We start from the raw sequence: 26,052 nt of genomic DNA on the forward strand, positions 1-26,052 counted from the left end.
GTCGGCGCAAGCTCCGCGGAAGTTATCCACAGGCCGTGCGGGACGGGGACGCTGCGGTGCGTCCCCGTCCTTTCGATCAGCGGGCCATCGGGCGGCCGGCGGGGGCGGCTACCGGGGCGGCGATGGCGGCTGCTTCTTCGTCGATGTCTACGACCGCGCCGCTGAACTGGGCGTTGTAGAGGCGGGCGTAGGCGCCGTTCTCGGCCAGGAGCTCGCTGTGGTTGCCCTGCTCGACGATGGCGCCGTTCTCCATGACCAGGATCAGATCCGCGTCGCGGATGGTGGACAGGCGGTGGGCGATGACGAAGCTGGTGCGGTCGGAGCGCAGGGCGGCCATGGCGCGCTGCACCAGGACCTCCGTGCGGGTGTCGACCGAACTGGTCGCCTCGTCGAGGATCAGCAACTGCGGGTCGGCGAGGAACGCGCGGGCGATGGTGAGCAACTGCTTCTCACCGGCGCTGACGTTGCTGCCTTCCTCGTCGATGACCGTGTCGTACCCGTCCGGCAGGCTGTGCACGAAGCGATCGACGTACGTCGCCTTCGCTGCCGCCAGCATGTCCTCCTCGGTGGCCTTCAGGTTGCCGTAGAGGAGGTTGTCCCGGATCGTGCCGCCGAACAGCCAGGTGTCCTGCAGCACCATGCCGATCCGCGAGCGCAGGTCGTGCCGGGTCAGGTCGGTGATGTCGACGCCGTCGAGGGTGATCCGGCCGCCGTTGAGCTCGTAGAACCGCATGATCAGGTTGACCAGCGTGGTCTTGCCGGCACCGGTCGGTCCGACGATCGCGACCGTCTGGCCGGGTTCGGCGACCAGGCTCAGGTCGGTGATCAGCGGCTCGTCCGGCTTGTACGAGAACGACACGTGCTCGAACTCGACCCGGCCCCGCGAGTCCGTGACCTTCGCCGGTGTCGCCTCGTCCGGCACCTGCTCCTTGGCGTCCAGCACCTCGAACACGCGTTCCGCCGACGCCACGCCGGACTGCAGCAGGTTCGCCATCGAGGCCACCTGGGTCAGCGGCTGGGTGAACTGCCGCGAGTACTGGATGAACGCCTGGACGTCACCCAGCGACATCGTGCCGGAGGCGACCCGCAGACCGCCGACGACCGCGATCACCACGTAGTTCACGTTCCCGATGAACATCATCAACGGCATGATCAGACCGGAGATGAACTGCGCCCCGAACGCGGCCTTGTACAGCTCCTCGTTCTTCTCCGCGAAGCTCGCCTCGATCTCCTTCTGCCGGCCGAACACCTTCACCAGCTCGTGCCCGGTGAACGCCTCCTCGATCTGGCCGTTCAAGGCGCCGGTATGCCGCCATTGCGCGACGAACCGTACCTGCGACCGCTTGGCGATTGCCGCGGTCAGCACCATCGAGATCGGGATCGTGACGAGCGCGATCAGCGCCAGCAGCGGCGAGATCACGAACATCATCGTGATCACCCCGATCACCGTCAGCAGTGAGGTGAGCAACTGGCTCAGTGTCTGCTGCAGGCTGGTCGAGATGTTGTCGATGTCGTTGGTCACCCGGCTGAGCAGCTCACCGCGCGGCGCGCCGTCGAAGTAGCTCAACGGCAGCTTGTTCAGCTTCTCCTCGACCTCGGACCGCAGGTCGAGAATGGTCCGCTGTACGACGCCGTTCAGGATGTAACCCTGCGCCCAGGACAGGAAGAACGCGCCGGCGTACAACGCCAGTGCCAGCAGCAGAACGTTGCGCAGGGCATCGGTGTCGATGCCGACTCCCGGGATCAGGTCGATCCCCTGCAGCAGGTCCGCCAGCCGGCCGTTGCCGGACGCGCGGGTCTGCTCGATGATCTGCTCCTTGGTCACGCCGCGCGGGAACCTCTTGCCGATCGCGCCGGAGAAGATGATGTCGGTCGCGCGACCGAGGATCTTCGGGCCGAGCACCGACAGCCCGACGCTGAAGATCGCGAGCAGGATGACACCCGAGACCTGCACCCGGTGCGGACGCAGCCGCTTCAGCAGCCGCTTCGCCGAGGGCAGGAAGTTCATCGACTTGTCCCCCGGAATACCTCCCGGAGGCCCGAACGCGCGCCCGGTGGTCGGCCGCTCGGTCGCCTTCACGGTCTTGGTTTCCGCCTGGCCGTCCGCGGCAGGCTCTTGTGACTCGGTCATGCCGCCTCCTCCGCGGAACGCTGGGACTCGACGATCTCGACGTACGTCGGACATGTGTCGAGCAACTCCTGATGGGGGCCCTTGCCGACGATCGCACCGTCCTCGATCACCACGATCTGGTCGGCGTCGATGATCGTCGAGACCCGCTGGGCGACGACGACCACGCACGCCTCCCGGGTGACCGGCCGCAACGCCGCCCGCAACCGTGCGTCCGTCGCCAGGTCGAGCGCCGAGAACGAGTCGTCGAACAGGAAGATCTCCGGCTTGCGGACCAGCGCCCGCGCGATCGCGAGCCGCTGCCGCTGACCGCCGGACACGTTCGTGCCGCCCTGCGCGATCGGCGCGTTCAGCCCTTCCGGCATGGCCTCGACGAAGTCCTTGCCCTGAGCAATCTCCAGCGCTTCCCAGAGCTCCTCGTCGGTCGCGTCCGGGTTCCCGTACCGCAGGTTGCTGGCGACCGTCCCGGAGAACAGGTACGGACGCTGCGGCACCAGTCCGATCCGCTCCCACAGCGCCTCGGGTGCGATCTCCCGTACGTCGATACCGTCGACGAGCACGCGCCCCTCGGTCGCGTCGATCAACCGCGGCACGAGCGACAACAAGGTGGTCTTGCCCGCGCCGGTGCTGCCGATGATCGCGGTCGTCTGGCCCGGCGACGCGACGAAGCTGATGTCCTGCAGCACCGGCTCGGCGGCACCCGGGTACTTGAAGGAGGCGTGTTCGAACACCAGTTGGCCGCGCCCGGTGAAGCTGCGGATCGGCGTGACCGGCGGCCGCACGGACGAGTCGGTGTCGAGCACCTCGGAGATCCGGTCCGCGCAGACCGAGGCCCGCGGCACCATGATCATCACGAACACGCCCATCATCACCGAGAACAAGATCTGGATCAGGTAGCTCAGGAACGCGGTCAGCGCGCCGACCTCCATCGTCTGGTTCTCGATCCGGGAGGCGCCGAACCACAGCACCGCGACACTGGACACGTTCAGGATCAGCATCACCGTCGGGAACACCAGCGCCATCAGCCGGCCGGCCCGGATCGCGGTGTCGGTCAGGTTCGCGTTGGCCTCGCCGAACCGCTCGACCTCGTGCGGTTCGCGGACGAACGCCCGGACCACCCGGATCCCGGCGATCTGCTCGCGCAGCACCCGGTTCACACCGTCGATGTTCTTCTGCATCTTCCGGAACTGCGGCACCATCCTGCTGGCGATGAAGCCGACACAGCCGGCCAGCAGCGGTACGGCGACCGCGACCAGCCAGGACAGGCCGACGTCCTCGCGGACCGCCATGATGACGCCGCCGACCATCGTGATCGGCGCGGCGACCAGCATCGTCGTGGTCATCACCACAAGCATCTGGATCTGCTGTACGTCGTTCGTACTGCGGGAGATCAGCGTCGGCGCACCGAACTGGTTCACCTCCCGGGCGGAGAACTCGCCGACCCGGTGGAACACCGCGGCGCGGACGTCGCGTCCGAACAGGGCGGCCGTCTTCGCACCGAAGTACACCGCGGTGATCGTGCAGGCGATCTGCACCAGGCTGACGGCGAGCATCCAGCCGCCGGTGTTCATGATGTAGCCGGTGTCACCCTTGGCCACACCGTTGTCGATGATGTCGGCGTTCAGGCTGGGTAGGTAGAGGGAGGCAATCGTCCCGACCAGCTGCAGGACGACCACCAGGAGCAGGTTTCCCGCGTACGGACGCAGGTGCGTACGCAAGACGCGAAGTAACATCAATCATCCCCAGAGTCGTGATGGCGGGCACCGTCGAGCGCGAACTCGACGATGTCCTCGGAGGCCGGTGGCTGACCGGTGTCGTGCAAGCTGTCGTGCTTGAGCAGACCGTCGAAGGCGAAGTCGACGATCTCCTCGGCGGTCAGCACGTGGCCGCCGGAAATCATTGGGTGGGTGGCCGAGAAGGTGACCATGCCGATCATCCGGACCACGTCCTCCGGCGGCACCCGGAGCTGGTCGGCGTCCGGTCGCAGCAGGTCGGCGAACGCGGCGTTGGCCAGCTCGTTCTGATGTTTGCGCCGGGCCTCGTCCATCGGCGTCGAGTGCTTGAACTCCGGCGGCCGGCGGATCCGCAGCGCGAACAGCAGTTTGAACACCCCGCGCAGCCGCTTCTGGCTGATCTCGACAGCGGCGACGGTCCGCTCCCGCAGCGGCAAGCTGCGATCGACCTGCTCGAGCGCCCGGATCAGGTCCGAGGGGTCGAACACCGTCGCCATCGCGGCCTCGATCAGCGCGTCCTTGCTGCCGAAAGCTCGGAAGATCGTCCCCTCGGCGATACCCGCCGCCTCGGCGATCTGCTTGGTGCTGACCTCCGGACCGGATTCCTCCAGCAACGGCAGCGCGGCCGCGAGGATGGCAGCGCGCCGTTCCTCGGGGGGCAGTGGGGTCGCTCGTGGGCTCACGTCGTCAAAGGTAACTGAGTGAGTACTCACTCACAACTACATTTACCCTTCTGGCGCAGTCCGGTTCGCGACCAGCGCAGACACGCCGTCGAGAAGCCTTTCCAGACCGTACTCGAACGAGTGTTCGGCATCATAAGGAGCATCGAACTCATTCCCGACAGCGGTCCCGACCCGGGACGAGAGCGGGAACTTCTCCAGATCCCCGATCTGATCCAGGTGCGGTACGTGCGCCAGCCACCACTCCTTGTCGGTCATCCCGGACCGCTGGATCACCTGGCGCGCTTCGACCGCCGTACGGACGGCGCCGTGGACGTAGCCGTTGACGAGTGCGACGGTCGCATCCATCTCCAGATCGGTGAGTCCGATCCCCTCGACCGCGGTCAGCTCCCACTCGTACTTCGCCATCACGTTCGGCCCGAGCGGCGGGCGGTTGATCGCGACGTGGAGCAGCCACGAGTGCCGCAGGTACAGCTCCCGGTTCTCCCGGGCGACCTCGTCGAGCGCTGCTCGCCAGTCCCCCGGTACGACGCGGCGCGGCAGTTCGCCGTACACGGTGTCGAGCATGACGTCGAGCAGTTCGCCTTTGCCCGGGAAATAGCGGTACAGCGTCATCGCGCCGACGCCGAGCTCGTCGGCGACCCGGCGCATCGACATCGCGGCCAGTCCTTCGGCGTCCGCGACCCGCAGAGCGACCGAGACGATCCCGTCGACGGTCAGCGCCGGCTTGGGCCCGCGGGTCGGCGCGGGACGGCGGCGCCACAGCAGCTCGAGGCTCTTCGCCGGGTCCCCGCTGCCGCTGAACTCCTGATTCATGTGCGCGTTTCCTTCGTAGCCGCTATTCTTCGTACAGTGTACGCAGTTGACCTCAAGTTCCGTCGAGGTTCTAGCGTGACGTTTTGTCGGTGGTGTGCGGAATCATCGACCGTCCCAGCCGATCGATGCAGCGGAGCACAGCCGTGAGTATGGAAATGACCGCGTGGAACTCGCTCTACCACGCGATGCACGCGCAGGACGAGAAGAGACCCTTCTCCCGAGCCACCTTGCAACGGATCCTTGCCTTCGCCCGGCCCCACCGGCGGTATCTGGTCTCGTTCCTGGCGCTGAGCATCGGCGGTGCCGTGCTCGCGGTCGCCACGCCGGTGCTGGCAGGGCGAGTGGTCGACGCGATCGTCGGCGGCAAGGCCTTCAGCGTCGTGCTGCAACTGTCCCTGCTGATCGCGGCCATCGCGGTCGCCGAGGCCGGGCTGAGCATGCTCACCCGCTGGCTGTCCGCGAGCATCGGCGAGGGATTGATCCTCGACCTGCGGACCGCCGTGTTCGACCACATCCAGCGGATGCCCATCGCGTTCTTCACCCGCACGCGGACGGGCGCGCTGGTCTCCCGGCTGAACAACGACGTGATCGGTGCGCAGCGGGCGTTCAGCGACACCCTGTCCGGTGTCGTCAGCAACTTGGTGATGCTCGTGCTGACGCTGGTCGTGATGCTCGGCGTGTCGTGGCAGATCACCCTGCTCGCGCTGGTCATCCTGCCGGTCTTCGTCGTGCCCGCGCGCCGGATCGGGAGGAAGCTGGCCGGGTTGCAGCGCGAAGCGGCGGACTACAACGCGACCATGAGCACCCAGATGACCGAGCGGTTCTCGGCGCCCGGTGCGACGCTGGTGAAGCTGTTCGGGCGGCCGGCTCGCGAGTCCCTCGAGTTCGCGATCCGGGCACGCCGCGTGCGCGACATCGGTGTGCGGACCGCGATGGTGCAGTGGATCTTCGTCACCTCGCTCACGCTGGTGTCCGCGCTCGCGCTGGCAGTCGTTTACGGGCTGGGCGGGTTCTACGCGTTGCGTGACCAGCTCGACGCGGGCGCGGTCGTCTCGATGGCGTTGCTGCTCACCCGGCTGTACTCGCCGCTGACGGCGCTCGCGAGTGCGCGGCTCGAGGTGATGACCGCTCTGGTGAGCTTCGAGCGGGTCTTCGAGGTGCTGGACCTGGAGCCGCTGATCAAGGACAAGCCGGACGCCGGACGCGTGCCCGAAGGTCCGGTGGCGGTGGAGTTCTCCGGCGTCAGCTTCGCGTACCCGTCGGCGGACAAGGTGTCGCTTGCGTCGCTCGAAGAAGTCGCGAAGCTGGACACGCGCGGTGGCGTCGAGGTGCTGCACGATGTCTCGTTCCGCGCCGAGCCCGGGCAGATGGTCGCGCTGGTCGGCTCGTCGGGTGCCGGGAAGTCGACGATCGCGCAGCTGATTCCACGGTTGTACGACGTGGACTCGGGCTCCGTGAAGCTCGCCGGGGTCGACGTACGGGATGTGTCCGCGGAGTCCTTGCGGGAGACGCTCGGCATGGTCACGCAGGACGGGCACCTGTTCCACGACTCGATCCGGGAGAACCTGCTGCTCGCGCGCCCCGAGGCTACCGAGGATGATCTGTGGGACGCGCTGGAGCGTGCTCGGCTGGGTGATTTGATCCGGTCGCTGCCTGATCAGCTGGACACGGTCGTGGGTGAGCGTGGGTATCGGCTGTCGGGTGGTGAGCGGCAGCGGTTGACGATCGCACGGTTGCTGCTCGCGCAGCCGCGGGTGGTCATCCTCGACGAGGCGACCGCGGCCCTGGACTCGACGAACGAGGCCGCGGTGCAGGCAGCGCTGACCGAGGCGCTTTCCGGACGTACGGCGGTGGTCATCGCGCACCGGTTGTCGACCATTCGGGCCGCGGACCAGATCCTCGTGATCGAGGACGGGCGGATCGTCGAACGCGGCACGCACGCGGATCTCCTCGCGGCGGCCGGGCGGTACGAGGAACTGCACCGGACCCAGTTCGAGCAGCCAGGTACGGAAGGCGCCGAAGCGGTTCCGGTCTGAGTTGGTTGTTGTTGTCCGTAGCGAGTGGGAGGGTCGTCGGTTGGTGGGTACGGGGCAGGAGCTGGCTGGGTGTGCGGTGGTTTTCCGGCCGGCTGATCCACCACGGGCAAGTCGCGTGGCGTTCTGGGATCCGGACGGCGGTCCACTCCCCCTCGGGGTCGGCGGCCAGGTCGACCTAGAACTGGTCCACGCCGACTCCTCCAGTGGAGCAGGTGTTGGCCACGTGGGGGCGCAGTCTGGCGGAGGCGTGCGGCTTCACCCCGTCCCCGCTGTCGAGTTGCCGGTGGCGGAGGCCGTTCCGATCCTCGGGCGGATGCGGCGGGCGCCCGGGGCGCATCCGTCGGCGGCCTTCTGGGGTGGCGCCTCCCTGGTCGCCCTCCAACTGGTTGCCCGCGGCAAGCTCCTGCCCGGCGTCACCCCCGAAGGTCACGACGCCTGGCGGGTCGGCCCGCTCGACCCGGACGACATCACCCGCCTCCTCACCCTCGCCGAAGCAATGCCAGCCTCTGCCCGGGCACTCCCACTCACCAACTCTTCCCGTGGTGAGGTGCGGGTTCCTGTTGCCGAGGAGCTGTTGCGGGAGTTTCTGGATGCCGTGGCCGACGGCATGCCTCGCTCGCCCGCCGCAGCGAAGGCACACCAGACCAACCTCTTCACCGCGACCGCACCCCAGCGCGCCGAGCGTCTGCGGACCTGGGCCGACGAAGTCTCGGCCGGACTCGACACCGGCGTACGGATCTCGCTCCGCATCGAGTTGGCCGACTCACTCGCCTTCAGTGCCGTGGTCCAACTGCACAGCCTCAAGGACCCCACCCTCGTCAGAGACGCAGATGATGTCTGGTCCGACGACGTTCCCGGCTTTGGACCCCGAGCACGGATCGACGCCACACTGGCGATCCGCCGCGCGGCGCGTGTCTGGCAACCACTCGGCCGCCTGCTCGACTCCGCCGTACCGGACCGGATGGACCTCGCAGACGAAGAGGTCGCCGAACTGCTGGCCGGCTCCGCACAGCGGCTCGCCGCAGCGGGCGTGGACCTGCACTGGCCACGCAGCCTCGGCCGGGAGCTCACGGCACGCGCCGCGATCACCTCGGCCGACGGGCCGCCCAGCGATCTCCCGGGCTTCTTCGGCGGCGACCGCACTCTCGATTTCAGCTGGCAGGTGGCGCTCGGCGACGACCCGCTGACCGAGGCCGAGCTCGACCGGCTCGCGGAAGCGACCCGCCCGGTCGTCCGGCTCCGGGACCAGTGGATGCTGATCGATCCCGAGCTCGCCCGCAAGGCCCGCGAACGCATCCTCAAACCCGTCACCGCGATCGACGCCCTCGGCGCCGCCCTCACCGGGACCACCGAGATCGACGGCCGCCAGATCGCCGTCACTCCGACCAAGTGGCTCGACGAACTGCGCGCCAAGATCGCTGACCCGGACCGCGCCGACGAGCCGATCGAAGCGCCGGCAGGACTGCAGGCGACCCTCCGCGACTACCAGCTGCGCGGCCTGCGCTGGCTGTCCCGGATGACGTCGCTCGGTCTCGGCGGCTGCCTCGCCGACGACATGGGCCTCGGCAAGACGATCACGCTCATCTCGCTGCATCTGCACCGTCAACAGTCCGCCGATACCGCCGGTCCGACGCTGGTCGTCTGCCCCGCCTCCCTGCTCGGCAACTGGGAGCGGGAGGTGCAGCGCTTCGCTCCGGGCACGCCGGTACGCCGCTTCCACGGCACGTCCCGTTCGCTCGACGACGCGCGGGAAGGTTTCGTGCTGACGACGTACGGGACGCTGCGGCGTGACGCCGTACGGCTGGCCGACCATCCGTGGGCGCTCGTGGTGGCGGACGAGGCGCAGCATGTGAAGAACCCGTCGTCGGGTACGGCGAAGGCGCTGCGGACCGTGCCGGCCAAGGCCCGGGTCGCGCTGACCGGTACGCCGGTGGAGAACAACCTGTCCGAGCTGTGGGCGATCCTCGACTGGACGACGCCCGGGCTGCTCGGGCGGCTCGGATCGTTCCGGACGCAGTGGGCGCAGCCGATCGAGGCGGACAAGGACGAGGAGGTCGCGGCGCGGCTCGCGAAACTCGTCAAACCGTTCCTGCTCCGCCGGAAGAAGTCCGATCCGGGCATTGCGACCGAGCTGCCGCCGAAGACCGAGACGGACCAGGCGGTGTCGCTGACCCGCGAGCAGGTTGTGTTGTACGAGGCAACGGTCCGCGAGCTGATGGCGGAGGTCCAGGCGAGCGACCGGATGGCGCGGCGCGGGCTGATCGTGAAGCTCCTGACCGGGTTGAAGCAGATCTGCAACCACCCCGCGCAGTACCTGAAGGAACCCGGCGACGCGCGGCTGACCGGCCGCTCGGGCAAGCTCGAACTGCTCGACGAGCTGCTCGAGACGATCGTCGCCGAGGACGGCGCCGTGCTCGTCTTCACCCAGTACGTCGCGATGGCGCGACTGCTCGAACGGCATCTCGCCGACCGCGGCATCCCGACCCAGCTGCTGCACGGCGGCACGCCGGTCGCGCGGCGCGAGGAGATGGTCGACCGGTTCCAGGCCGGCGAGGTGCGCGTGTTCCTGCTGTCGTTGAAGGCCGCCGGGACCGGGCTGAACCTGACCCGCGCGGATCACGTCGTGCACTTCGACCGCTGGTGGAATCCCGCGGTCGAGGACCAGGCGACCGACCGGGCGTACCGGATCGGGCAGACCCGGCCGGTGCAGGTCCACCGGTTGATTGCCGAAGGCACCATCGAGGACCGGATCGCCGGAATGCTCGCCGCCAAACGCGAGCTGGCCGAGGCCGTGCTGTCCGGCGGTGAAGCGGCGCTGACTGAGCTCTCCGACGCCGAACTGGCCGATCTGGTCGAGCTGCGGGCAGGTGCGCGATGACCGAGGCACAAGGCTTCCCTGCCTTCGCGGCCCAACACCGCAGTACCCGTGGCAGGTCGTGGTGGGCCAGGGCCTGGGTGCAGGCAATGGAGGACACGTCGCTGGACAACGGTCAGCTCAAGAAGGGCCGTCGGTACGCGAACTCCGGACAGGTCGGCACGATCACTGTCAGCCCCGGACGGATCGCAGCGACTGTGTACTCGCCCGAGGACACGTACGAGGCCGTGGTTCACGTCGACCAGCTGAGCGATGACGACTGGCGCCGGTTCCACGAGCAGGTTGCCGCACGCGCCGGTCACATCGCGGCGTTGCTCGACGGCGAGATGCCGCACAAGCTGGTCGAAGCAGCGTCCGACGCCGGCGTCACACTGCTGCCGGGCATCGGCGATCTCGATCCGAGCTGTACGTGCGACGCCTGGGAACTCCCCTGCCTGCACGCAGCCGCCCTGTGCTACCAGGTCGCCTGGCTCCTCGACGCCGATCCGTTCGTGCTGCTGCTCCTCCGCGGCCGCACCCGCGAAGCGCTGCTCGACGAACTGCAGGCCTCGTCGGCTCAGCCCGTCGAGGTGGGCGTGGCCGTCACCGACGTACTGGCCGGCACGCCCGGCGATCTGCCCGAGCCACCGGAGCTCCCCGCACGCGTTGGCCTCGACGAGCTCGCGGTGGCGGGGATCGAGCCACCCGGCGACGTCGGGCCGCAGGTGCTCCAGTTGCTCGTGCTCGATGCCGCCCGCCGCGCCCGATCGATCCTCAACGCGCTCCTCCGCGGCACCGCCGAGCCGCGGCCTCTCGACGAATGGCAGGACGCCGTCCGCCTCGCGACGGACTTCCCGCAACTCGTCCCGGCGCTGACCGAGTCGACCGGACGGAACCTTGCCCCCGGCATCCAAGCCTGGCAGTACGGCGGCGCGCCCGGTCTCGACGTACTCGAGCACACCTGGACGCCCGATCCGGCCGAGCTGAACCGAGCGCGGACGGAGTTGCTCGCCGCGGACGACGACCTGACGATCAGCACGTCGGCGAACCAGTTGACGCTGGGGGCGGACACGCAGCTTCGCCTCGACCGGGACGGGCGCTGGCATCCGTACCGGCTCGTCGACGAGGTCTGGATCCCGGCCGGTGCGCCGTCCAGGGATCCGCTGGTCGTCGAGTGGTAAGAGTCAGGACTCGGTGACGGGACGCATGGCGAGGCCCTCGGTGCCCGCCCAGTACGTGACGCGCTGGCCGTCGTCGGCCTCGAACGAGGTCACCGGCATCTTCACCTTGACCGGCTTCTCCGCCTCGGCCTCGCCGCCCGGGCTGCCGAGGCTGACGGTCATGAACTTCACGGGATAGGTGTCCATCTGTCCGCCGGTCGCGAGCACACCCGCGTAGGCCTTCTCACCGGGAGCGAGGGTGACCGCCTCGTCGGGGTTGGTCCCCTCCTTGACCGGGGCGTAGCTCTTGGCGTTGCCGAGTGTGACCTCGGGATAGTTCTGTACGTCGCACTTCTTGGCGCTCTTGTTGGTGGCCACGAGCATGAGGTGCCGGACCTCTTCGCCCGGCGCGTCGTAGTTCGTGACCGTGAAGGTCAGGTCCGCCATGGTGCACAGGTCGACGCTGGAGTCGCCGGTGGGCTTCTTCGACGGCGTCGCGGTCGATGTCGCTGTCGATCTCGATGCGGCCGGCTTCGTCGACTGCACCGGATTCGACGCGGCCGGCGCGGTCGACGAGGTCGTTGCACTCGCCGAGCTCGTGGCACTCTGCTGGTCCGAGGGCTTGCTCCCGTCCGACGCGTTGGCCGACCCGCACGCGGCGATTGTCAGGAGTGCGGCGACCGCGCCGGCCCCCAGGGCATACCTTCTCCAACTGCCAGCACACTTGCGGCTCACATTCACTGAAGCTCCCCTTGCTCAGTTGACGAATTCGAGGTGATAGACGCTTCACGCTCGGTTAAAGTTGGTCACGACTTCGGAGCAGGAGGAGGTGAGTTGATGACCGCGTCAGTCCGCGCTGCGGCACGTCCGGCAGCGCCATCGGTCATTCAACTCATCCACTGAACCTTCGAAAGGGACCTCCGTTGTCCATCACCTGGAACACCCGTGTCGAGACCCGGTCCGACATCGACCCTCTCCGCAACCTGACCCATGAGGCCTTTGGCCGGCAGTTCGAGGTCGACTTCCTGGACGCACTGCGCGCGAATCCGGTCGCCTGGATTACCGGGCTCTCGTTCGTCGCCACCACGTCCGACGACGAGCCGATCGCCTACGCGATCCTCAGCCGTTGTCACGTCGACGACGTACCGGTCCTGTCGCTCAGTCCGGTTGCCGTGCTTCCGGCGTACCAGCGGCAAGGGGCCGGCGGAGCCGTCGTACGAGCCGCTCTGGCGACGGCGCGTGACCGCCCTGAGCCTGCGGTGGTCGTCCTCGGCCACGCGGAGTACTACCCACGGTTCGGTTTCCGGCAGGCGACCGAGTTCGGTATCCATCATCCGCAGTACGACGGCCCGCACCTGATGGCGCTCGCCCTCGGCAACCACGCCGTACCCGCCGGAAACCTCACCTTCCCGGTCACCGGCTGACGACCGCCACGGGGCGGTGGTAAAAGGTTCACTCAAACTCGCCGAATCACTTGCGCACCCACCTTGTATACATGAAACAGTCGACAAGAACCCGCCTACTCAGGAGCTACTGCGATGACTCGTCGACTCGCACTGAACCGTTTCATCTCCGGCACCCGCCGTCGTACCGCGGCTGGGATCGGCGCGGCCGTCGTTGCGGTGGCCATGTTCGCCGCGGCCGGGACGGCCTGCTCGCCGGTGGAGCCGAGCGGCGGTGACAATCCGTCGAACGGTCAGTCGGCCGGCGGGCAGGACGTGTTCGGCGAGGCGGCCGATGCGGCGAAGGTGAAGCAGGGCGGCACGCTGACCGTCGCCCTGTCCGCAGACCCGGACAAGCTCGACCCGACGCTGTCACGCAGCCTGTACTCGCGGTACGTCTTCCACACCATGTGCGAGAAGCTGTACGACCTCGGCCCGGACGCCAAGCTGGTCCCGCAGCTCGCGACCGCGCTGCCGACGATCTCCTCCGACGGGCTCAGCCTGACGATCCCGCTGAAGGAGGGTGTGAAGTTCGCCGACGGCGGCACGTTCGACTCGAACGCGGTCAAGATCTCGCTGAACCGGGATCTCACGCTGGCCGGCTCGGCGCGCAAGAGCGAGCTCGGCCCGGTCGCCTCGATCGAGACGCCGGACCCGAAGACCGTTGTCATCAAGCTTTCGAAGCCGTTCGCCCCGCTGACGGCCGCGCTGGCCGACCGGGCCGGGATGGTGCTCAGCCCGGCCGCGGTCGCGAAGCTCGGTGCGAACTTCTCCACCGCGCCGGTCTGCGTCGGCCCGTTCAAGTTCGCCAGCCGGGTCGCGCAGAACTCGATCAAGGTCGTCAAGGACCCGCAGTACTACGACGCCGCCAAGGTGCACCTGGACGCGATCGAGTACCGGATCATCACCGACTCGAGCATCCGCTCGGCGAACTTGAAGTCCGGGGACGCGCAGGTCGCGGACTCGCTGTCGTCCCAGGACGCGCCGACGCTGCAGAAGGACGACAGCGTCAGCGTGCTGCAGTCGCAGTCGCTCGGGTACCAGGGCCTGACGATCAACATCGGTAACGCCAACGGGATCGGCAACCCACTCAAGCAGCTCGACACCCCGATCGCGAAGGACCCGAGGGTACGGCAGGCGCTGGCGCTGGCGATCGACCGGGAAGCGCTCGTGAAGTCGATCTTCAACGGGCTCAACACGGTCGCCTGTTCGCCGATCTCGCCGAAGAGCGAGTTCACGTCGGACGCGGCGCAGGTCTGCCCGGCGCACGATCCCGCGAAGGCCAAGCAGTTGCTGGCCGACGCCGGCGTGAGTACGCCGTACAAGGTCGAGATGATCACGTCGAACAACCCGGACAGTCTGCGGCTCGCGCAGGCGCTGCAGGGCATGGTGAAGGAGGGCGGGTTCGACCTGGTCATCAAGCCGGTCGAGTACGCCGCTCTGCTGGACCAGCAGGACCGTGGTGACTTCGAGCTGCTGCAGCTCGGCTGGTCGGGACGGGTCGACCCGGACGCGAACATCTTCAACTTCGTCGGCACCACCGGCAGCCAGAACGTCTCCGGCTACAGCAACCCCGACGTCGACAAGCTCCTCACCGACGCCCGTCAGTCCACCGACAAGGCCGAGCGCGTGAAGCTGTACGGCGACGTCGTCGCCAAGCTGCAGCAGGACGACCCGATCATCTACATGTACCGCCAGCGCAACCTGACCGGCGTCTCCAAGAAGCTGCTCGGTATCCAGGTCTACCCCGACGGCGTGATCCGCACCGCGTTCGCAGGTTTCGCGAAGTGAGGCGGTACCTGCTCAATCGGTTGTGGCAGTCCGCGGTGACGCTCGTGCTCGCGACGATCGTGGTGTTCGCCGGGGTGCGGGCGTTGCCGGGCGATCCGGCGCTGGCGCTGGCGGGTGAGGACCGGGATCCGGAGTCGCTGCGGGCGATCCGGCAGCAGTACGGACTGGACCAGTCGTGGCTCGTGCAGTTCTGGCAGTTCGTGAGCCATGCGGCGCGCGGTGATCTCGGGCAGTCGATCCGGACCGGTACGCCGGTGCGGTCGATGATCGTGAGCGCGCTGCCGGTGACGATCGAGCTGTCAGTGCTGGCGATTCTGATCGCGAGCGTGATCGGGGTCGGGACCGGTGTGGTCGCCGCCGTACGGCGTGGGCGGCCGGCGGAATGGGCCGCGAACGCGCTAGCACTGCTAGGACTTTCGGTGCCGCACTTCTGGCTCGGCCTGATGGCGATCCTGTACCTGTCCGTTGCCCTCGGCCTCTTCCCCGCGTCGGGCTTCGTCCCGTTCTTCACCAACCCGGTGGCCAACCTGCACCACCTCGTCCTCCCGGCGCTGATCCTCGGCACCGGCCTGTCCGCTGTGATCATGCGCCAGACCAGGTCCTCGATGCTCGATGCGCTGTCCGCGGACTACATCCGTACGGCGGAGGCCAAGGGTCTCTCGCCCAAGTCCGTCGTCGGAAAGCACGCCCTGCGCAACAGCCTGATCGTGGTCGTCACGATCGTCGGCCTCCAGCTGGGCGCGCTGATCTCCGGCGCGGTCGTCACCGAACGGATCTTCGCTCTCCCCGGTTTCGGCAAGCTCACTGTCGACGCCGTCTTCCAGCGCGACTACCCCGTCATCCAGGCGGTCGTCCTGGTCACCGCGACGGCGTACATCGTCATCAACCTGCTCGTCGATCTCCTGTACTCCGTCATCGATCCGCGCATCCGCGTGCGAGGTGAGGCCTGATGGCAGTCGCCGAAGTCACCGAGGCCGTGCCGACGGCCCCGCTCCGCAGCAACCGCCGCCGAGTGGTACGCCGGATCCTGCACAACCCGCTCGCGCTCACCGGGCTAGCAGTGCTAGCGATCGCGGTGATCCTCGCGGTGTTCGCCAACTGGCTGGCGCCGCACGAACCAACTCAGACCCACCTCGACCGCGCGTTCGCCCCGCCGGGCACTGCCGGCTACCTGCTCGGCACCGATGACCTCGGCCGCGATGTGCTCTCGCGGATCATGTTCGGGCTCCGCGCGTCGCTGCACGTCGGCGTCCTCGCGGTCGCGTTCTCGCTGGTGGTCGGCGTACCGCTCGGGCTGATCGCCGGCTACTTCCGGACCGTCGACGCGCTGATCTCCCGGCTCACCGACCTGGTGCTGGCGTTCCCGTTCCTGATCCTCGCGGTCGGTCTGGCCGCGATCCGCGGCGCGAGTCTCGGCAACGCGGCGATCGCGATCGGCATCGCGCAGATCCCCGGCATGATCCGGATCGTCCGGTCGGAGACCTTGCGGATCAAGTCGCTCGACTTCGTCGCCGCGGCGATCGTCGAAGGTGCGAGTGACGCCTGGGTGCTGGGCCGGCACATCTTCCCGAACGCCGGCTCCGCGATCATAGTCCAGGCCACCGTCGGCATCCCGGCGGCGATCCTCGGCGAGGCCGTGCTGTCGTTCCTCGGCCTCGGTATCCAGCCACCCGCGCCGAGCCTCGGCACGATGCTCGCCGACGCGCAGCAGTTCGCGTCCCGGGCGCCGTGGGCCGCGGTGATGCCCGGTGTCGCGATCATGCTGCTCACGCTGGCGTTCAACATCGTCGGCGACAGCCTCCGCGACGCCCTCGACCCGAAGGCGAGCCGCCGATGAAACCTGTACTCGCAGTGAAAGAGCTGTCCGTCACGTTCCGCACCGAGGACGGGCCGTTGTCGGCGGTCGACCGGGTCAGCTTCGAGGTCGGGGACGGCGAGGTGCTCGCGGTGGTCGGCGAGTCCGGCTGCGGCAAGAGCGTCACCGCGATGAGCGTCGCCGGTCTGCTCCCCCGTACGGCGACCGTCACCGGCTCGGTCGAGCTCGACGGCACCGAACTGATCGGCGCCGACAAGCGCACGCTCCGCTCGATCCGCGGCCGCGAGGTCGCGTACATCTTCCAGGAGCCGATGACCTCGCTGAACCCGGTCTTCACCGTCGGCCACCAGATCATCGAGGTACTGCGGACGCACATCGGCCTCAGCCGCCAGGCGGCGCACGCCCGCGCGGTCGAACTGCTCAAGCTCGTCGGCATCCCGTCCGCCGAGCGCCGCGTGGGCGACTATCCCCACCAACTGTCCGGCGGCATGCGGCAACGCGTGATGATCGCGATGGCCGTCGCCTGCGACCCGAAGGTGCTGATCGCCGACGAGCCGACCACGGCCCTCGACGTCACGATCCAGGCCGGCATTCTCGACGTACTGCGTGGTTTGCGCGAACGCCTCGGCACGAGCATCGTGCTGATCACGCACGACCTCGGGGTGGTCGCCGATCTCGCCGACCGGGTCGCGGTGATGTACGCCGGTCGCGTCGTGGAAACCGCCGAGGTCCATGACCTGTTCGCACACGCCGAGCACCCCTACACCGTAGGACTGCTCGGCGCATCCCCCGCTGCCGGACGCCATGCGGAATCCCAACGCCTGAACGAGATTCCCGGTCTCGTACCGGTCCTCAGCGAGCAACCTGACGCCTGCACGTTCGCCGACCGCTGCCCACGAGCCGTCGACACCTGTACGTCGTCCCAACCGCAGCTCACCGACGGTCCGCACCGCGTCGCGTGCTGGAACCCGGTCCGCGAACGAGTGGAGGTCTGATGGATGCCCTAGAGGTTGAGGACCTCGTCATGCACTTCGGTCCGGTCCGGGCGGTCGACGGCGTGACGCTCCGGATCCGGCAAGGTACGGTCGTCGCGCTCGTCGGTGAGAGCGGCTCCGGCAAGTCGACCGTCGGCCGCTGCATCGTCAGGCTGCTCGAACCGACCGGCGGCACCGTCCGGCTCGCGGGCGCTGACATCACGCACCTGAGCCGCCGCCAGCTCCGGCCGCACCGCCGCGACGTGTCCATCGTGTTTCAGGACCCGGCCGGCTCACTCGATCCGCGGCTGTCCGTCGGCGACATCGTCGGCGAACCGCTCCGCCTGATGCGCCGCAAGGACATCTCCACCAAGGTCTCCGAGTCACTGCGCCGGGTCGGCCTCCGGCCCGAGGTCGCACAACGCGCACCACACGAACTGTCCGGCGGTCAGCGGCAACGAGTCAGCATCGCCCGCGCGCTGATCTCCGAACCACGGCTGCTCGTCGCGGACGAGCCGACCAGTGCGCTGGACGTCTCGGTGCAGGCCGCCGTACTCAATCTGCTCGCCGACCTCCAGCGCGATCTCGGGTTCGCGTGCTTGTTCATCACCCACGACCTGTCAGCGGTCGAATACCTTGCCGACGAGGTCGCGGTGATGTACCTCGGTCAACTGGTGGAGCAGGGACCGCGCGCCAGGATCTTCGGGAACCCGGCGCACCCCTACACGCAGGCGCTGCTGTCCGCGGCGCCCGTACCCGATCCTGTCGAGCAGCGTGCCCGCCGGCCCGTCCTGCTCGGTGACGACCTTCCGTCGGCAATCGATCCACCGCCCGGTTGCCGCTTCCACACCCGGTGCCCGGTCGCGGTGGACACATGCCGGACAGTCGTCCCGGAACGACGGACGATCGGCGAAGGTGGACACCAGGTCGCCTGTCATCTCGTCGACGACGACGGCACCGGCCCCGACGTACGACCAACTGAAGGAGTTGTCCAATGACGTTCACCACCCGGCCGACGCTGCGTGGCACGTTCGGGATGGTTTCGTCCACGCATTGGCTGGCGTCGCAGTCGGCCATGCGGATCCTCGAGCTGGGCGGCAACGCGTTCGACGCAGGTGCCGCGGCCGGGTTCGTGCTGCACGTGGTCGAGCCGCACCTCAACGGGCCGGGCGGTGAGGTGCCGGCGATCATCGCGACCGCTGAAGACCCGACGCCGCGGGTGCTGTGTGGTCAGGGCGTCGCGCCGGCCGGTGCGACCATCGAGCACTATCGGTCGCTCGGCCTGACCATGGTGCCGGGCTCCGGTCCACTCGCGGCCACGGTTCCGGGCGCGGTCGACGCCTGGCTGCTCCTGCTGCGCGACCACGGCACATTGCCGTTGAGCGTCGTACTCGAGCCAGCGATCGAGTACGCCCGCAACGGGCATCCGCTCGTGCCGCGGATCGCCGACACCATCGGCACCGTCCAGCAACTCTTCGAGGAGCACTGGCCGACCTCCGCCGCGCTCTGGCTCAAGAACGGCCGCCCCGTGACCGGCCGGTTCAGCAACGAGGCGTACTCCACGACACTCGAGAAGCTCGTGGCCGCGGCCACAGGAGCCGATCGGGAAACACAGATCGAGCGGGCGCGGAAGACCTGGCGGGAAGGTTTCGTCGCGGAGGCGATCGACAAGTTCTCGCGGCTCCCGCATCGCGACTCCAGCGGCGAGGACCACGCCGGCCTGATCACGGGCGACGACCTGGCCGGGTTCGAGGCGACCTGGGAGGACGCGGCGACGTACGACTGGAACGGGTACACCGTCGCCAAGACCGGTTCCTGGGGCCAAGGCCCCGCGCTGCTGCAGTCGCTCGCCGTACTCGCGGAACTCGGCGACGTCGACCTCGACACCGCCGAGGGCGTTCACACGACGGTCGAGGTCATGAAGCTGTCGTACGCCGACCGCGAGGCCTGGTACGGCGACGGCGCCGACGTACCGCTCGACACGCTCCTCTCCCCCGCCTACGCCGCCGAGCGGGCGAAGCTGGTCGGATCGGACGCCTCGCTGGACCTCCGCCCGGGCACTCCGGACGGACGCGCACCGAAGCTGCCTTCATTTGCTGCAGGCAACGAGACGGGCGATGCGACGACCGGTGAGCCGACCGTCTCCCCGGTCGGTGAGACGCGCGGCGACACCTGCCACGTCGACGTGGTCGACCGCTGGGGCAACATGATCTCGGCGACGCCCAGCGGCGGCTGGCTGCAGTCGTCGCCGACGATTCCCGAGCTCGGGTTCTGTCTCGGCAGCCGCGCACAGATGTTCTGGCTCGAGGAAGGGCTGCCGGCGTCACTCGCGCCCGGCAAGCGGCCGCGCACCACGCTGACGCCGACGCTCGTACTCCGCGACGGCGAACCGATCATGGCCTGCGGATCACCGGGCGGTGACCAGCAGGACCAGTGGCAGCTGCTCTTCCTGCTCCGGCACCTCGGCGCGGGCCAGGACCTGCAGGAGGCGATCGACGCACCCGCCTGGCACACGACCGGCTTCCCGTCGTCGTTCTACCCGCGCACCACGGAACCAGGCGGGCTCGTGATCGAGAGCCGGGTCGACAAGGGCATCCGCGACGAGCTGGTACGGCGTGGACACGTCGTGACCGAGTCCGATCCGTGGAGCCTCGGCCGGCTGTGCGCCGTACGGAAGGAGGCCGACGGCGTCCTGGCTGCCGCGGCCAACCCTCGCGGCATGCAAGGCTACGCGGTCGGGCGCTGAGTCAGGCCTTCGAGCCCAGTGCTGCCTTGGCGGCGGCCTCGACGTGCAGGCGGGCGGCCGTACTCGCGGCCGCCGCGTCGCCTGCCTCGATGGCCTCGACCAGCCGCAGGTGCTCCTCCGTGGAGTGCGGCGCCCGCTGAGCCGCGCCGACCCGGAACACCCAGTGCACGTGGTGGTACATCGCGGCCGAGATCGAGTGCAGCCAGCGATTCCCGCTGACCTCGATCACGGCCCGGTGGAACGCGCTGTTCAACTCGGCGACCCGGTCGAAGTCCTCAGCCTTCGCGGCCGCGTTCGCGTCCTCGACCAGCCCGCGCAGCGTCGCGATCCCCGCAGGGGTCGCCCGCTCCGCGGCGAGGCCGGCCGCGAGGGTCTCGAGTTGCTGCCGTACGGCGAACAGGTCCCGCACCGCGGTCTCGTCGAGCGTCGCGACCACCGCGCCCCGGCGCGGAAGGATGTGCACAAAGCCTTCGGCCTCGACCACACGCAGTGCTTCCCGGACCGGATTCCGCGACACCCCGAAGTCGTCCGCGAGCCGCGTCTCGGTCAGCCGCTCGCCCTCGTGGTACTCACCGTCGACGATCCGCCGACGCAGTTCCGCGAGCACCTGCTCGCGGAGCGCGATGTGATCGGCACCGATCGTGCGGACCATCCGGTCCCGGCGGGCGTCCTCGTCGAGCTGCTCCACCCCTGGCTCCTCTCCCCGCTCCCCGTTCGGCCTGCGCGCCACGGTAGCCGATCGATCGCCACCCGGCACGTGATCCCGGGACAGCGTTATGTTGACGGCTTGAGCATCCGACTGATTCCCCTGACAGATCCCGACCACAAGCCGTTCAGCCGGCGCATCGCCTGGCTGGCCGCACAGGCCGACGGTACGCCGGTCGGTTCCGCGTTCCTGCGGCTCAACAGCCGCAAGGCCCACGCGCATCTCGGCGACCTGGAGATCAACGTGCACCCGGCCGAGCGCGGCCGTGGGACCGGCACGCTGCTGCTCGGCGCCGTCGTCAGCGCCGCGCGCGAACACGGCGTACGGACGCTGATCACGGATGTCGACGTCAACTCGATCGGCGACCGCTTCCTTCAGCGGCGCGGGTTCGCGATCGGCCTGACGCTGATCTACGCGCGGCTCGATCTGTCGACGAGCACTCCCGACGTACCGGAAGTTCCTGGCTACCGGCTGGTGTCCTGGGAAGGTGCGCCGCCGGAAGAACTGGTGCAGACCTTCACCGATGCGCGCGCCGGGATGAACGACGCGCCGTCGGGCACGATCGACGCCGGCGTGGACGTGTGGGATGTCGAGCGGACGAGGTCTGCCGCGCAGCTGATCGAGCAGCGCGGCGAGCGTCTCTTGGTCGTCGCGGCGGTCGACAGCACGGGCCGCATCGCCGGCTTCACGGAGGTCGTCGTCGCTGGAGATGGGAAGGGCGACGGGCAGAACTACGGCACCGCCGTCCTCCCCGAGCACCGCGGCCGCGGGCTCGCGCTGTGGATGAAGGCCGCCCAGATCCACGAGACCCGCCGCCGGTTCCCCGATCTCGACGGCCTCCTCACCGACACGGTCGACACCAACACAGCGATGCGCCGCACCAACGACCGCCTCGGCTACCGCCCGCAGCACGAGGTCCACCGCCGCACCCTCGACCTATAGCTGAGCGCTACTGGCCGAGGATCTTCAGGACCGCGGCGGTCGTGATCGGGTGGTAGCCGGGGCGGGCCTTGGCGAAGACCTCCGCGGCGAACGCTCGGTCGGTGCCGGCCAGCGCCTGGTACACCGGGAGGACGAGCTTCATCCGGCCGACGGTGGTCAGGAACTCGGCGAGCTCGGCGTACGCCGCCTCATAGCTGCTCGCGGCAACGATCTGGTACCAGCGCCGCGCGATCTCACCGTTCGCCGTACCGGTCAGGCCGAACGCACGGTCGAGCTGCTGCAGCAGGACCGGGCTCAGTACGTCGGGAGCCCCGTCGAGGAACCTGAGCCACTCCTGCGTCGTCCACCGCTCCGCGCCGTGCGGCAGCTCGCCCGTCGTCAGCCACAGTCCGCGCGCCTCGTCCACGACCTCGAACCGCGCCGACACCGCGCGCCGCGCGAACGCCGGAATCCCCGGCTCGTACAGCCAGGCGGCCAGCTCGTCCTCGGTCACCACGCCCGGATGCGGCGTCGTCAGGTGCTCCCGCAGGTGCTCGACGAAGTTGTCGGTGTTGATGCTGCGGAACGCGAACGTGTCGAAGTACCCGCGCAGGAACGGATCGAACACCTCCCGCGTGAACCGCTCCTCCAGCCAGGACAGGAACCACGAACCCTTGAGTGGGCCGGTCGACGTCGTGCCGTGGTACTCGGACCGGTGATGCAGGCCCGGCAGCTCGACCGCGAGCTCGGCCGGCGTCAGCGGGTCCAGCTTCACCACGGTCGCGTGCTGCTTGATCGCGGTCTCCATCACCGCGAACTCGGTCCCGTAGACGGCCTCGACGATCCGGTTCTCGACGTACGACGTGAAGCCCTCGTTGAGCCAGATGTCGTCCCAGCTGTCCTGTGTGACGAGGTTGCCGGACCAGCTGTGCGCCAGCTCGTGGGCGATCACACTGACCAGGGACTTGTCGCCGATCACCACGGTCGGGGTCGCGAACGTCATCCGCGGGTTCTCCATACCGCCGTACGGGAACGACGGCGGCAGCACGAGCAGGTCGTAGCGGCCCCAGCGGTACGGGCCGAAGAGCTCCTCGGTGACCCGCATCATCTCCTCGGTGTCGGAGAACTCGGTCGCCGCCCGCCGCACGGTCGCGGGCTCGGCCCACACGCCCGACCGCTCGCCGAGCGGCTCGAACACCAGGTCGCCCGCGGCGATCGCCAGCAGGTACGACGGGATCGGCTCCGGCATCACCACGTCGTACGAGCCGGTACGGCGCGACGTCGTACCGTTGTCGGCGCTCATCAGCACCATCAGCTCGGGTGGCGCCGTCACGTGCGCGGCGTAGCTGAACCGCACGCTCGGCGTGTCCTGCACCGGGACCCAGCTGCGCGCGTGGATCGCCTGCGACTGGCTGAACATGAACGGCATCACGCCGCCCGCCGTCATCGCCGGGTCCAGCCACTGCAGACCGGTCGCGGTCGGCGCGGTCCGGTAACTCACCTTGACCCGCGGTTGGCCCGCCGTCCGGATGGTCAGCGCGGAGCCGAGCTCCGGGTCCGGGACCGCGAGGCTGTACTCCAGCGGCTCCCAGCCGTCGGCGGTCAGGCCCTCGACGCCCAAGACGGTGAGGTCGCGGGTGTCCAGGACGAGCCGGCTGGTCGCACCGGTCCAGGCGAGGGTGTGCGTGGCACTGCCGGCCAGCACTTTCTCGTCGAAGTCGAGCGCGAGGTCGAGCTCGAGGTGGGTGGTCCGAACCACCTGCGGCTCGGCGTAGGAGTGGCGATCGTGCGTCAAGGGATGCTCCCCAGGTGAGGCGTCCGGGGAACACTACCCACGTCGCGGGCGGATCGGACGACCAATCTGGGCCAGCCGCACCACCGTGCCAAAACCCTGGTTCGGTCCTGACGCGGCAGACTAGGACGATGATGTCCCAGCGGATGTCCCAGCGGAACCCCGAGCTGGTGCTGAAACGGCGCCCGTTCGGGTCCTGGCTGCTCGGTCCGGCCGACCAGAGCACGAAACGGCTGCGGATCCGCCTCCACCTGCTGCTGACCGTGTTCTCGATCGGCACCAACCTGATCGGTGCCTTCGTCACCTTCGTCCTCGCTGTCTTCGTGCTGCCCGGCCCGTCGCTGGTCGACCAGCTACAGCTCATCGACGCGATCGTCATCCCGGCGTACTTCCTCTTCGCGATGGGGGTCTGTTACGTCTGGAGCAGCCGCCTGACGAAGCGGGTCACCCGCTGGATCGACCTCGAGCGGTCCGCCACCCGGCGGGAGCAGATCGCCACGCTGCAGCTGCCGCTGCGGCTCACGCTGATCGAGGTGCTGCTCTGGTTCGGTGCCGCCGTGCTGTTCACGGTGATGACGGTGGTCCTGCAACCCGAGAACGCGCTCCGGGTGGCCCTCACGGTCATCGACGGGATGATCATCACCTCCGCGGTCTCGTACTTGCTGACCGAGTTCGCCCTCAGGCCCATCGCCGCACGGGCGCTCGTCGACTCCCCGCCGCCGCGGCGGCTGCTCGCGGCCGGGTTGAAGGCCCGCACGGTGTTCTTCTGGGCGGTCGGCTCCGGCGTACCCGTGGCCGGCCTGATGCTGGCCGCCGTACTCGCGCTGATCGAGGGCGACGTCACCTCGACCCGGCTGTCGGTCGTGATTCTTGCCCTGGGCATCGTGGCGCTCGGCAACGGTTGCCTGCTCACGTGGTTGTCGGCGAGGTCCGTGGTGGCGCCGGTGCGATCGGTGCGGGACGCGTTGAACCTGATCGGCGAGGGACGTCTCGACGTGAGTATCCCGGTCTTCGACGGCACCGAGCTGGGGTCGCTGCAGGCCGGGTTCAACCGGATGGCGGACGGTCTGCGCGAGCGGGAGCGGATCCGGGACCTGTTCGGGCGGTACGTCGGGCCGGATGTCGTCCAGGAGGCGCTGACCAGCGACAGCCTCGGCGGCGAGGAGCGGTACGCCGCGGTGCTGTTCGTCGACCTGGTCGGATCGACCGAGCTCGCTGCCCAGCGGCCGCCGGCCGAGGTCGTGCAGCTGCTCAACCGGTTCTTCGCGATCGTGGTCGCGGAGGTGGACCGGCAGGGCGGGTTCGTGAACAAGTTCGCCGGTGACGCGGTGCTGGCGGTCTTCGGGGCGCCGGCCGAGCTGGTGGATCCGGCGGGCAGCGCGCTGACCGCGGGGCGGGAGCTGTCCCGGCGGCTCGCCGACGAGTTGCCGGAGGCAACCGCGGGGATCGGTGTCACGGCGGGGATCGTGGTGGCCGGCACGGTGGGCGACGTACGGCGGCACGAGTACACCGTGATCGGGGACCCGGTGAACGAGGCGGCGCGGCTGAGCGACCTGGCCAAGACCGCACCCGGGCGACTCATCGCGTCGATGACCGCGGTCGCCGAGTCCGCCCCCGCTGAGGCCGAGCACTGGCACCCCGGCGACGAGATCACCGTCCGCGGCCGCTCAACCCCAACCCACCTCGCCGTACCACGCCAACTTTGAGCACCCACCAACCATCAGGCCGGCGCCGAAACGGTTGGTGCGTGCTCAAGGTCGTCGATGAGTTGGTGGAGCAGCGCGGCGCCGTACAGCATCGCCTTCGTTTGGCGGTCGTGGGCGGCGCGGCGTTCGGCGATCGCGGTGCGTAGCGCCTCGGTGCTGCCGGTACGGCGCAGGCCGTCGAGGACCGGCCTGATCTGCTCGAAGTAGTACCGGCCCTGGCGGAGCATGTGGATGATCCGCGCGTCGCGCACTTCCTCGGGGCCGTACCGCCGGTACTTCGTGCCCGGTTCCCGGGTCGGCGCGAGCAGGCCGGCGGCCTCCCAGACGCGGAGAGCCGACGTACGGATGCCCAGGCGGTGTGCGAGTTCGCCGACGAGTAGGGACGGGCCGGTGACCGGCTGCTCGTCGACGTACTCCGCGGCCAGCGCGCCGAGGGCCTCACTGGCGGCGTCGGTGGCGAGTCGTTGCTCGTGCAGGGCGGCGTGGGCCGCGTCCACGAGTCTGTAGGCAAGCGCCTCGTCGCCGTTGTGGACGGCGCGCATGATCTCGGTGGCGGTCTCGGCGCCGAACCCGGGCGCGAGCGCGCGGTACGTCAGCAACGCCGCCACATGCTCTGGTCCGTACTGCCGGTACCCGGTGTCCGACCGAGGCGCCGGCGGCAGAATCCCCGCCGCCTCGTAGTTGCGCACCAACTGCGTCGAAACACCCGCCCGCCGCGCCAGATCCACCGGCCGCAGTCCCACGCCCTACC

Annotated in this window: 21 protein-coding genes; 13 read left to right on the plus strand and 8 right to left on the minus strand. The window is 68.9% G+C overall.

The genetic code is table 11. The annotated features are described in order from the left end of the window. Positions 1-76 precede the first annotated feature (76 nt). The 4 genes from EV651_RS32320 to EV651_RS32335 are packed head-to-tail and all read right to left on the minus strand — an operon-like array spanning position 77 to position 5,357. Positions 77-2,131 (minus strand): ABC transporter ATP-binding protein, encoded by a 2,055-nt coding sequence (locus EV651_RS32320; protein WP_133789063.1) that lies wholly within the window; start codon positions 2,129-2,131, stop codon positions 77-79. Beyond that, a complete protein-coding gene (locus tag EV651_RS32325; protein WP_133789064.1) occupies positions 2,128-3,861 on the minus strand; it encodes an ABC transporter ATP-binding protein in 1,734 nt (577 codons plus the stop codon). The genes EV651_RS32320 and EV651_RS32325 overlap by 4 nt, the downstream gene beginning before the upstream one ends. Beyond that, positions 3,861-4,544, minus strand: a complete 684-nt coding sequence (locus EV651_RS32330; RefSeq protein WP_238157323.1) for a TetR/AcrR family transcriptional regulator — start codon at positions 4,542-4,544, stop codon at positions 3,861-3,863. The genes EV651_RS32325 and EV651_RS32330 overlap by 1 nt, the downstream gene beginning before the upstream one ends. A gap of 42 nt (positions 4,545-4,586) precedes the next feature. Further along, the gene (locus EV651_RS32335) at positions 4,587-5,357 is read right to left on the minus strand and encodes a TetR/AcrR family transcriptional regulator (protein ID WP_133789065.1); all 771 of its coding nucleotides are present in this window, start codon (positions 5,355-5,357) and stop codon (positions 4,587-4,589) included. A gap of 155 nt (positions 5,358-5,512) precedes the next feature. Here EV651_RS32335 and EV651_RS32340 point away from each other — a divergent pair, with 155 nt between their 5' ends. The 3 genes from EV651_RS32340 (at position 5,513) to EV651_RS32350 (ending at position 11,428) form a co-directional block, all read left to right on the plus strand. Continuing rightward, positions 5,513-7,393 carry an ABC transporter ATP-binding protein gene (locus tag EV651_RS32340; protein ID WP_202870615.1) on the plus strand — a complete coding sequence of 627 codons (1,881 nt, stop codon included), beginning with the start codon at positions 5,513-5,515 and terminating at the stop codon, positions 7,391-7,393. 283 nt (positions 7,394-7,676) lie between these two features. Beyond that, entirely contained in the window at positions 7,677-10,271 is a 2,595-nt protein-coding gene (locus EV651_RS32345) for a DEAD/DEAH box helicase (RefSeq protein WP_238157324.1), read from the plus strand. Between the two features lie 86 nt (positions 10,272-10,357). Continuing rightward, positions 10,358-11,428: an SWIM zinc finger family protein gene (locus EV651_RS32350; protein ID WP_238157325.1), complete on the plus strand. Its 1,071-nt coding sequence runs from the start codon at positions 10,358-10,360 to the stop codon at positions 11,426-11,428. A 3-nt stretch (positions 11,429-11,431) separates the two neighbouring features. On the opposite strand, the gene EV651_RS32355 is transcribed toward EV651_RS32350, so the two are convergent. Continuing rightward, positions 11,432-11,854, minus strand: coding sequence for a DUF4232 domain-containing protein (locus EV651_RS32355; protein WP_133789069.1), 423 nt, complete (start codon positions 11,852-11,854; stop codon positions 11,432-11,434). On the opposite strand from EV651_RS32355, the gene EV651_RS32360 reads away from it, so the two are divergent. The 8 genes from EV651_RS32360 (at position 11,853) to EV651_RS32395 (ending at position 20,176) form a co-directional block, all read left to right on the plus strand. Next, entirely contained in the window at positions 11,853-12,185 is a 333-nt protein-coding gene (locus tag EV651_RS32360) for a hypothetical protein (protein WP_133789070.1), read from the plus strand. The two genes, EV651_RS32355 and EV651_RS32360, sit on opposite strands and share 2 nt — an antisense overlap. A 145-nt stretch (positions 12,186-12,330) precedes the next feature. After that, positions 12,331-12,831, plus strand: a complete 501-nt coding sequence (locus EV651_RS32365) for a GNAT family N-acetyltransferase (protein WP_133789071.1) — start codon at positions 12,331-12,333, stop codon at positions 12,829-12,831. Between the two features lie 114 nt (positions 12,832-12,945). Further along, positions 12,946-14,640, plus strand: a complete 1,695-nt coding sequence (locus EV651_RS32370; RefSeq protein ID WP_238157326.1) for an ABC transporter substrate-binding protein — start codon at positions 12,946-12,948, stop codon at positions 14,638-14,640. Next, positions 14,637-15,590 (plus strand): ABC transporter permease, encoded by a 954-nt coding sequence (locus EV651_RS32375; protein ID WP_133789072.1) that lies wholly within the window; start codon positions 14,637-14,639, stop codon positions 15,588-15,590. The genes EV651_RS32370 and EV651_RS32375 overlap by 4 nt, the downstream gene beginning before the upstream one ends. Beyond that, positions 15,590-16,477 (plus strand): ABC transporter permease, encoded by an 888-nt coding sequence (locus tag EV651_RS32380; protein WP_133789073.1) that lies wholly within the window; start codon positions 15,590-15,592, stop codon positions 16,475-16,477. Before EV651_RS32375 ends, EV651_RS32380 begins: the two co-directional genes overlap by 1 nt. After that, entirely contained in the window at positions 16,474-17,451 is a 978-nt protein-coding gene (locus EV651_RS32385) for an ABC transporter ATP-binding protein (RefSeq protein WP_133789074.1), read from the plus strand. The genes EV651_RS32380 and EV651_RS32385 overlap by 4 nt, the downstream gene beginning before the upstream one ends. Beyond that, positions 17,451-18,428 (plus strand): ABC transporter ATP-binding protein, encoded by a 978-nt coding sequence (locus EV651_RS32390; protein ID WP_133789075.1) that lies wholly within the window; start codon positions 17,451-17,453, stop codon positions 18,426-18,428. Before EV651_RS32385 ends, EV651_RS32390 begins: the two co-directional genes overlap by 1 nt. Continuing rightward, positions 18,425-20,176 (plus strand): gamma-glutamyltransferase family protein, encoded by a 1,752-nt coding sequence (locus tag EV651_RS32395; protein ID WP_133789076.1) that lies wholly within the window; start codon positions 18,425-18,427, stop codon positions 20,174-20,176. The genes EV651_RS32390 and EV651_RS32395 overlap by 4 nt, the downstream gene beginning before the upstream one ends. Before the next feature lies 1 nt (position 20,177). On the opposite strand, the gene EV651_RS32400 is transcribed toward EV651_RS32395, so the two are convergent. Next, positions 20,178-20,864 carry a GntR family transcriptional regulator gene (locus tag EV651_RS32400; protein WP_133789077.1) on the minus strand — a complete coding sequence of 229 codons (687 nt, stop codon included), beginning with the start codon at positions 20,862-20,864 and terminating at the stop codon, positions 20,178-20,180. A gap of 99 nt (positions 20,865-20,963) precedes the next feature. Here EV651_RS32400 and EV651_RS32405 point away from each other — a divergent pair, with 99 nt between their 5' ends. Next, a complete protein-coding gene (locus EV651_RS32405) occupies positions 20,964-21,824 on the plus strand; it encodes a GNAT family N-acetyltransferase (protein WP_133789078.1) in 861 nt (286 codons plus the stop codon). 7 nt (positions 21,825-21,831) lie between these two features. On the opposite strand, the gene EV651_RS32410 is transcribed toward EV651_RS32405, so the two are convergent. Further along, entirely contained in the window at positions 21,832-23,598 is a 1,767-nt protein-coding gene (locus EV651_RS32410) for a M1 family metallopeptidase (RefSeq protein ID WP_133789079.1), read from the minus strand. Positions 23,599-23,726: 128 nt separating this feature from the next. On the opposite strand from EV651_RS32410, the gene EV651_RS32415 reads away from it, so the two are divergent. Continuing rightward, entirely contained in the window at positions 23,727-25,301 is a 1,575-nt protein-coding gene (locus tag EV651_RS32415) for an adenylate/guanylate cyclase domain-containing protein (protein ID WP_238157327.1), read from the plus strand. Positions 25,302-25,315: 14 nt separating this feature from the next. On the opposite strand, the gene EV651_RS32420 is transcribed toward EV651_RS32415, so the two are convergent. Beyond that, positions 25,316-26,044, minus strand: coding sequence for a MerR family transcriptional regulator (locus EV651_RS32420; protein ID WP_133789080.1), 729 nt, complete (start codon positions 26,042-26,044; stop codon positions 25,316-25,318). Positions 26,045-26,052 lie beyond the last annotated feature (8 nt).

This window comes from Kribbella sp. VKM Ac-2571 (assembly GCF_004362255.1).
Taxonomy (GTDB): domain Bacteria; phylum Actinomycetota; class Actinomycetes; order Propionibacteriales; family Kribbellaceae; genus Kribbella; species Kribbella pratensis.

Coding starts and splice junctions, on each gene's coding strand:
- EV651_RS32325 (WP_133789064.1), bottom strand. CDS start 3,861: ATGTTACTTCGCGTCTTGCGTACGCACCTGCGTCCGTACGCGGGAAAC.
- EV651_RS32360 (WP_133789070.1), top strand. CDS start 11,853: ATGGTGCACAGGTCGACGCTGGAGTCGCCGGTGGGCTTCTTCGACGGC.
- EV651_RS32395 (WP_133789076.1), top strand. CDS start 18,425: ATGACGTTCACCACCCGGCCGACGCTGCGTGGCACGTTCGGGATGGTT.
- EV651_RS32380 (WP_133789073.1), top strand. CDS start 15,590: ATGGCAGTCGCCGAAGTCACCGAGGCCGTGCCGACGGCCCCGCTCCGC.
- EV651_RS32350 (WP_238157325.1), top strand. CDS start 10,358: ATGGAGGACACGTCGCTGGACAACGGTCAGCTCAAGAAGGGCCGTCGG.
- EV651_RS32355 (WP_133789069.1), bottom strand. CDS start 11,854: ATGGCGGACCTGACCTTCACGGTCACGAACTACGACGCGCCGGGCGAA.
- EV651_RS32370 (WP_238157326.1), top strand. CDS start 12,946: ATGACTCGTCGACTCGCACTGAACCGTTTCATCTCCGGCACCCGCCGT.
- EV651_RS32390 (WP_133789075.1), top strand. CDS start 17,451: ATGGATGCCCTAGAGGTTGAGGACCTCGTCATGCACTTCGGTCCGGTC.
- EV651_RS32415 (WP_238157327.1), top strand. CDS start 23,727: ATGATGTCCCAGCGGATGTCCCAGCGGAACCCCGAGCTGGTGCTGAAA.
- EV651_RS32335 (WP_133789065.1), bottom strand. CDS start 5,357: ATGAATCAGGAGTTCAGCGGCAGCGGGGACCCGGCGAAGAGCCTCGAG.
- EV651_RS32340 (WP_202870615.1), top strand. CDS start 5,513: ATGACCGCGTGGAACTCGCTCTACCACGCGATGCACGCGCAGGACGAG.
- EV651_RS32385 (WP_133789074.1), top strand. CDS start 16,474: ATGAAACCTGTACTCGCAGTGAAAGAGCTGTCCGTCACGTTCCGCACC.
- EV651_RS32320 (WP_133789063.1), bottom strand. CDS start 2,131: ATGACCGAGTCACAAGAGCCTGCCGCGGACGGCCAGGCGGAAACCAAG.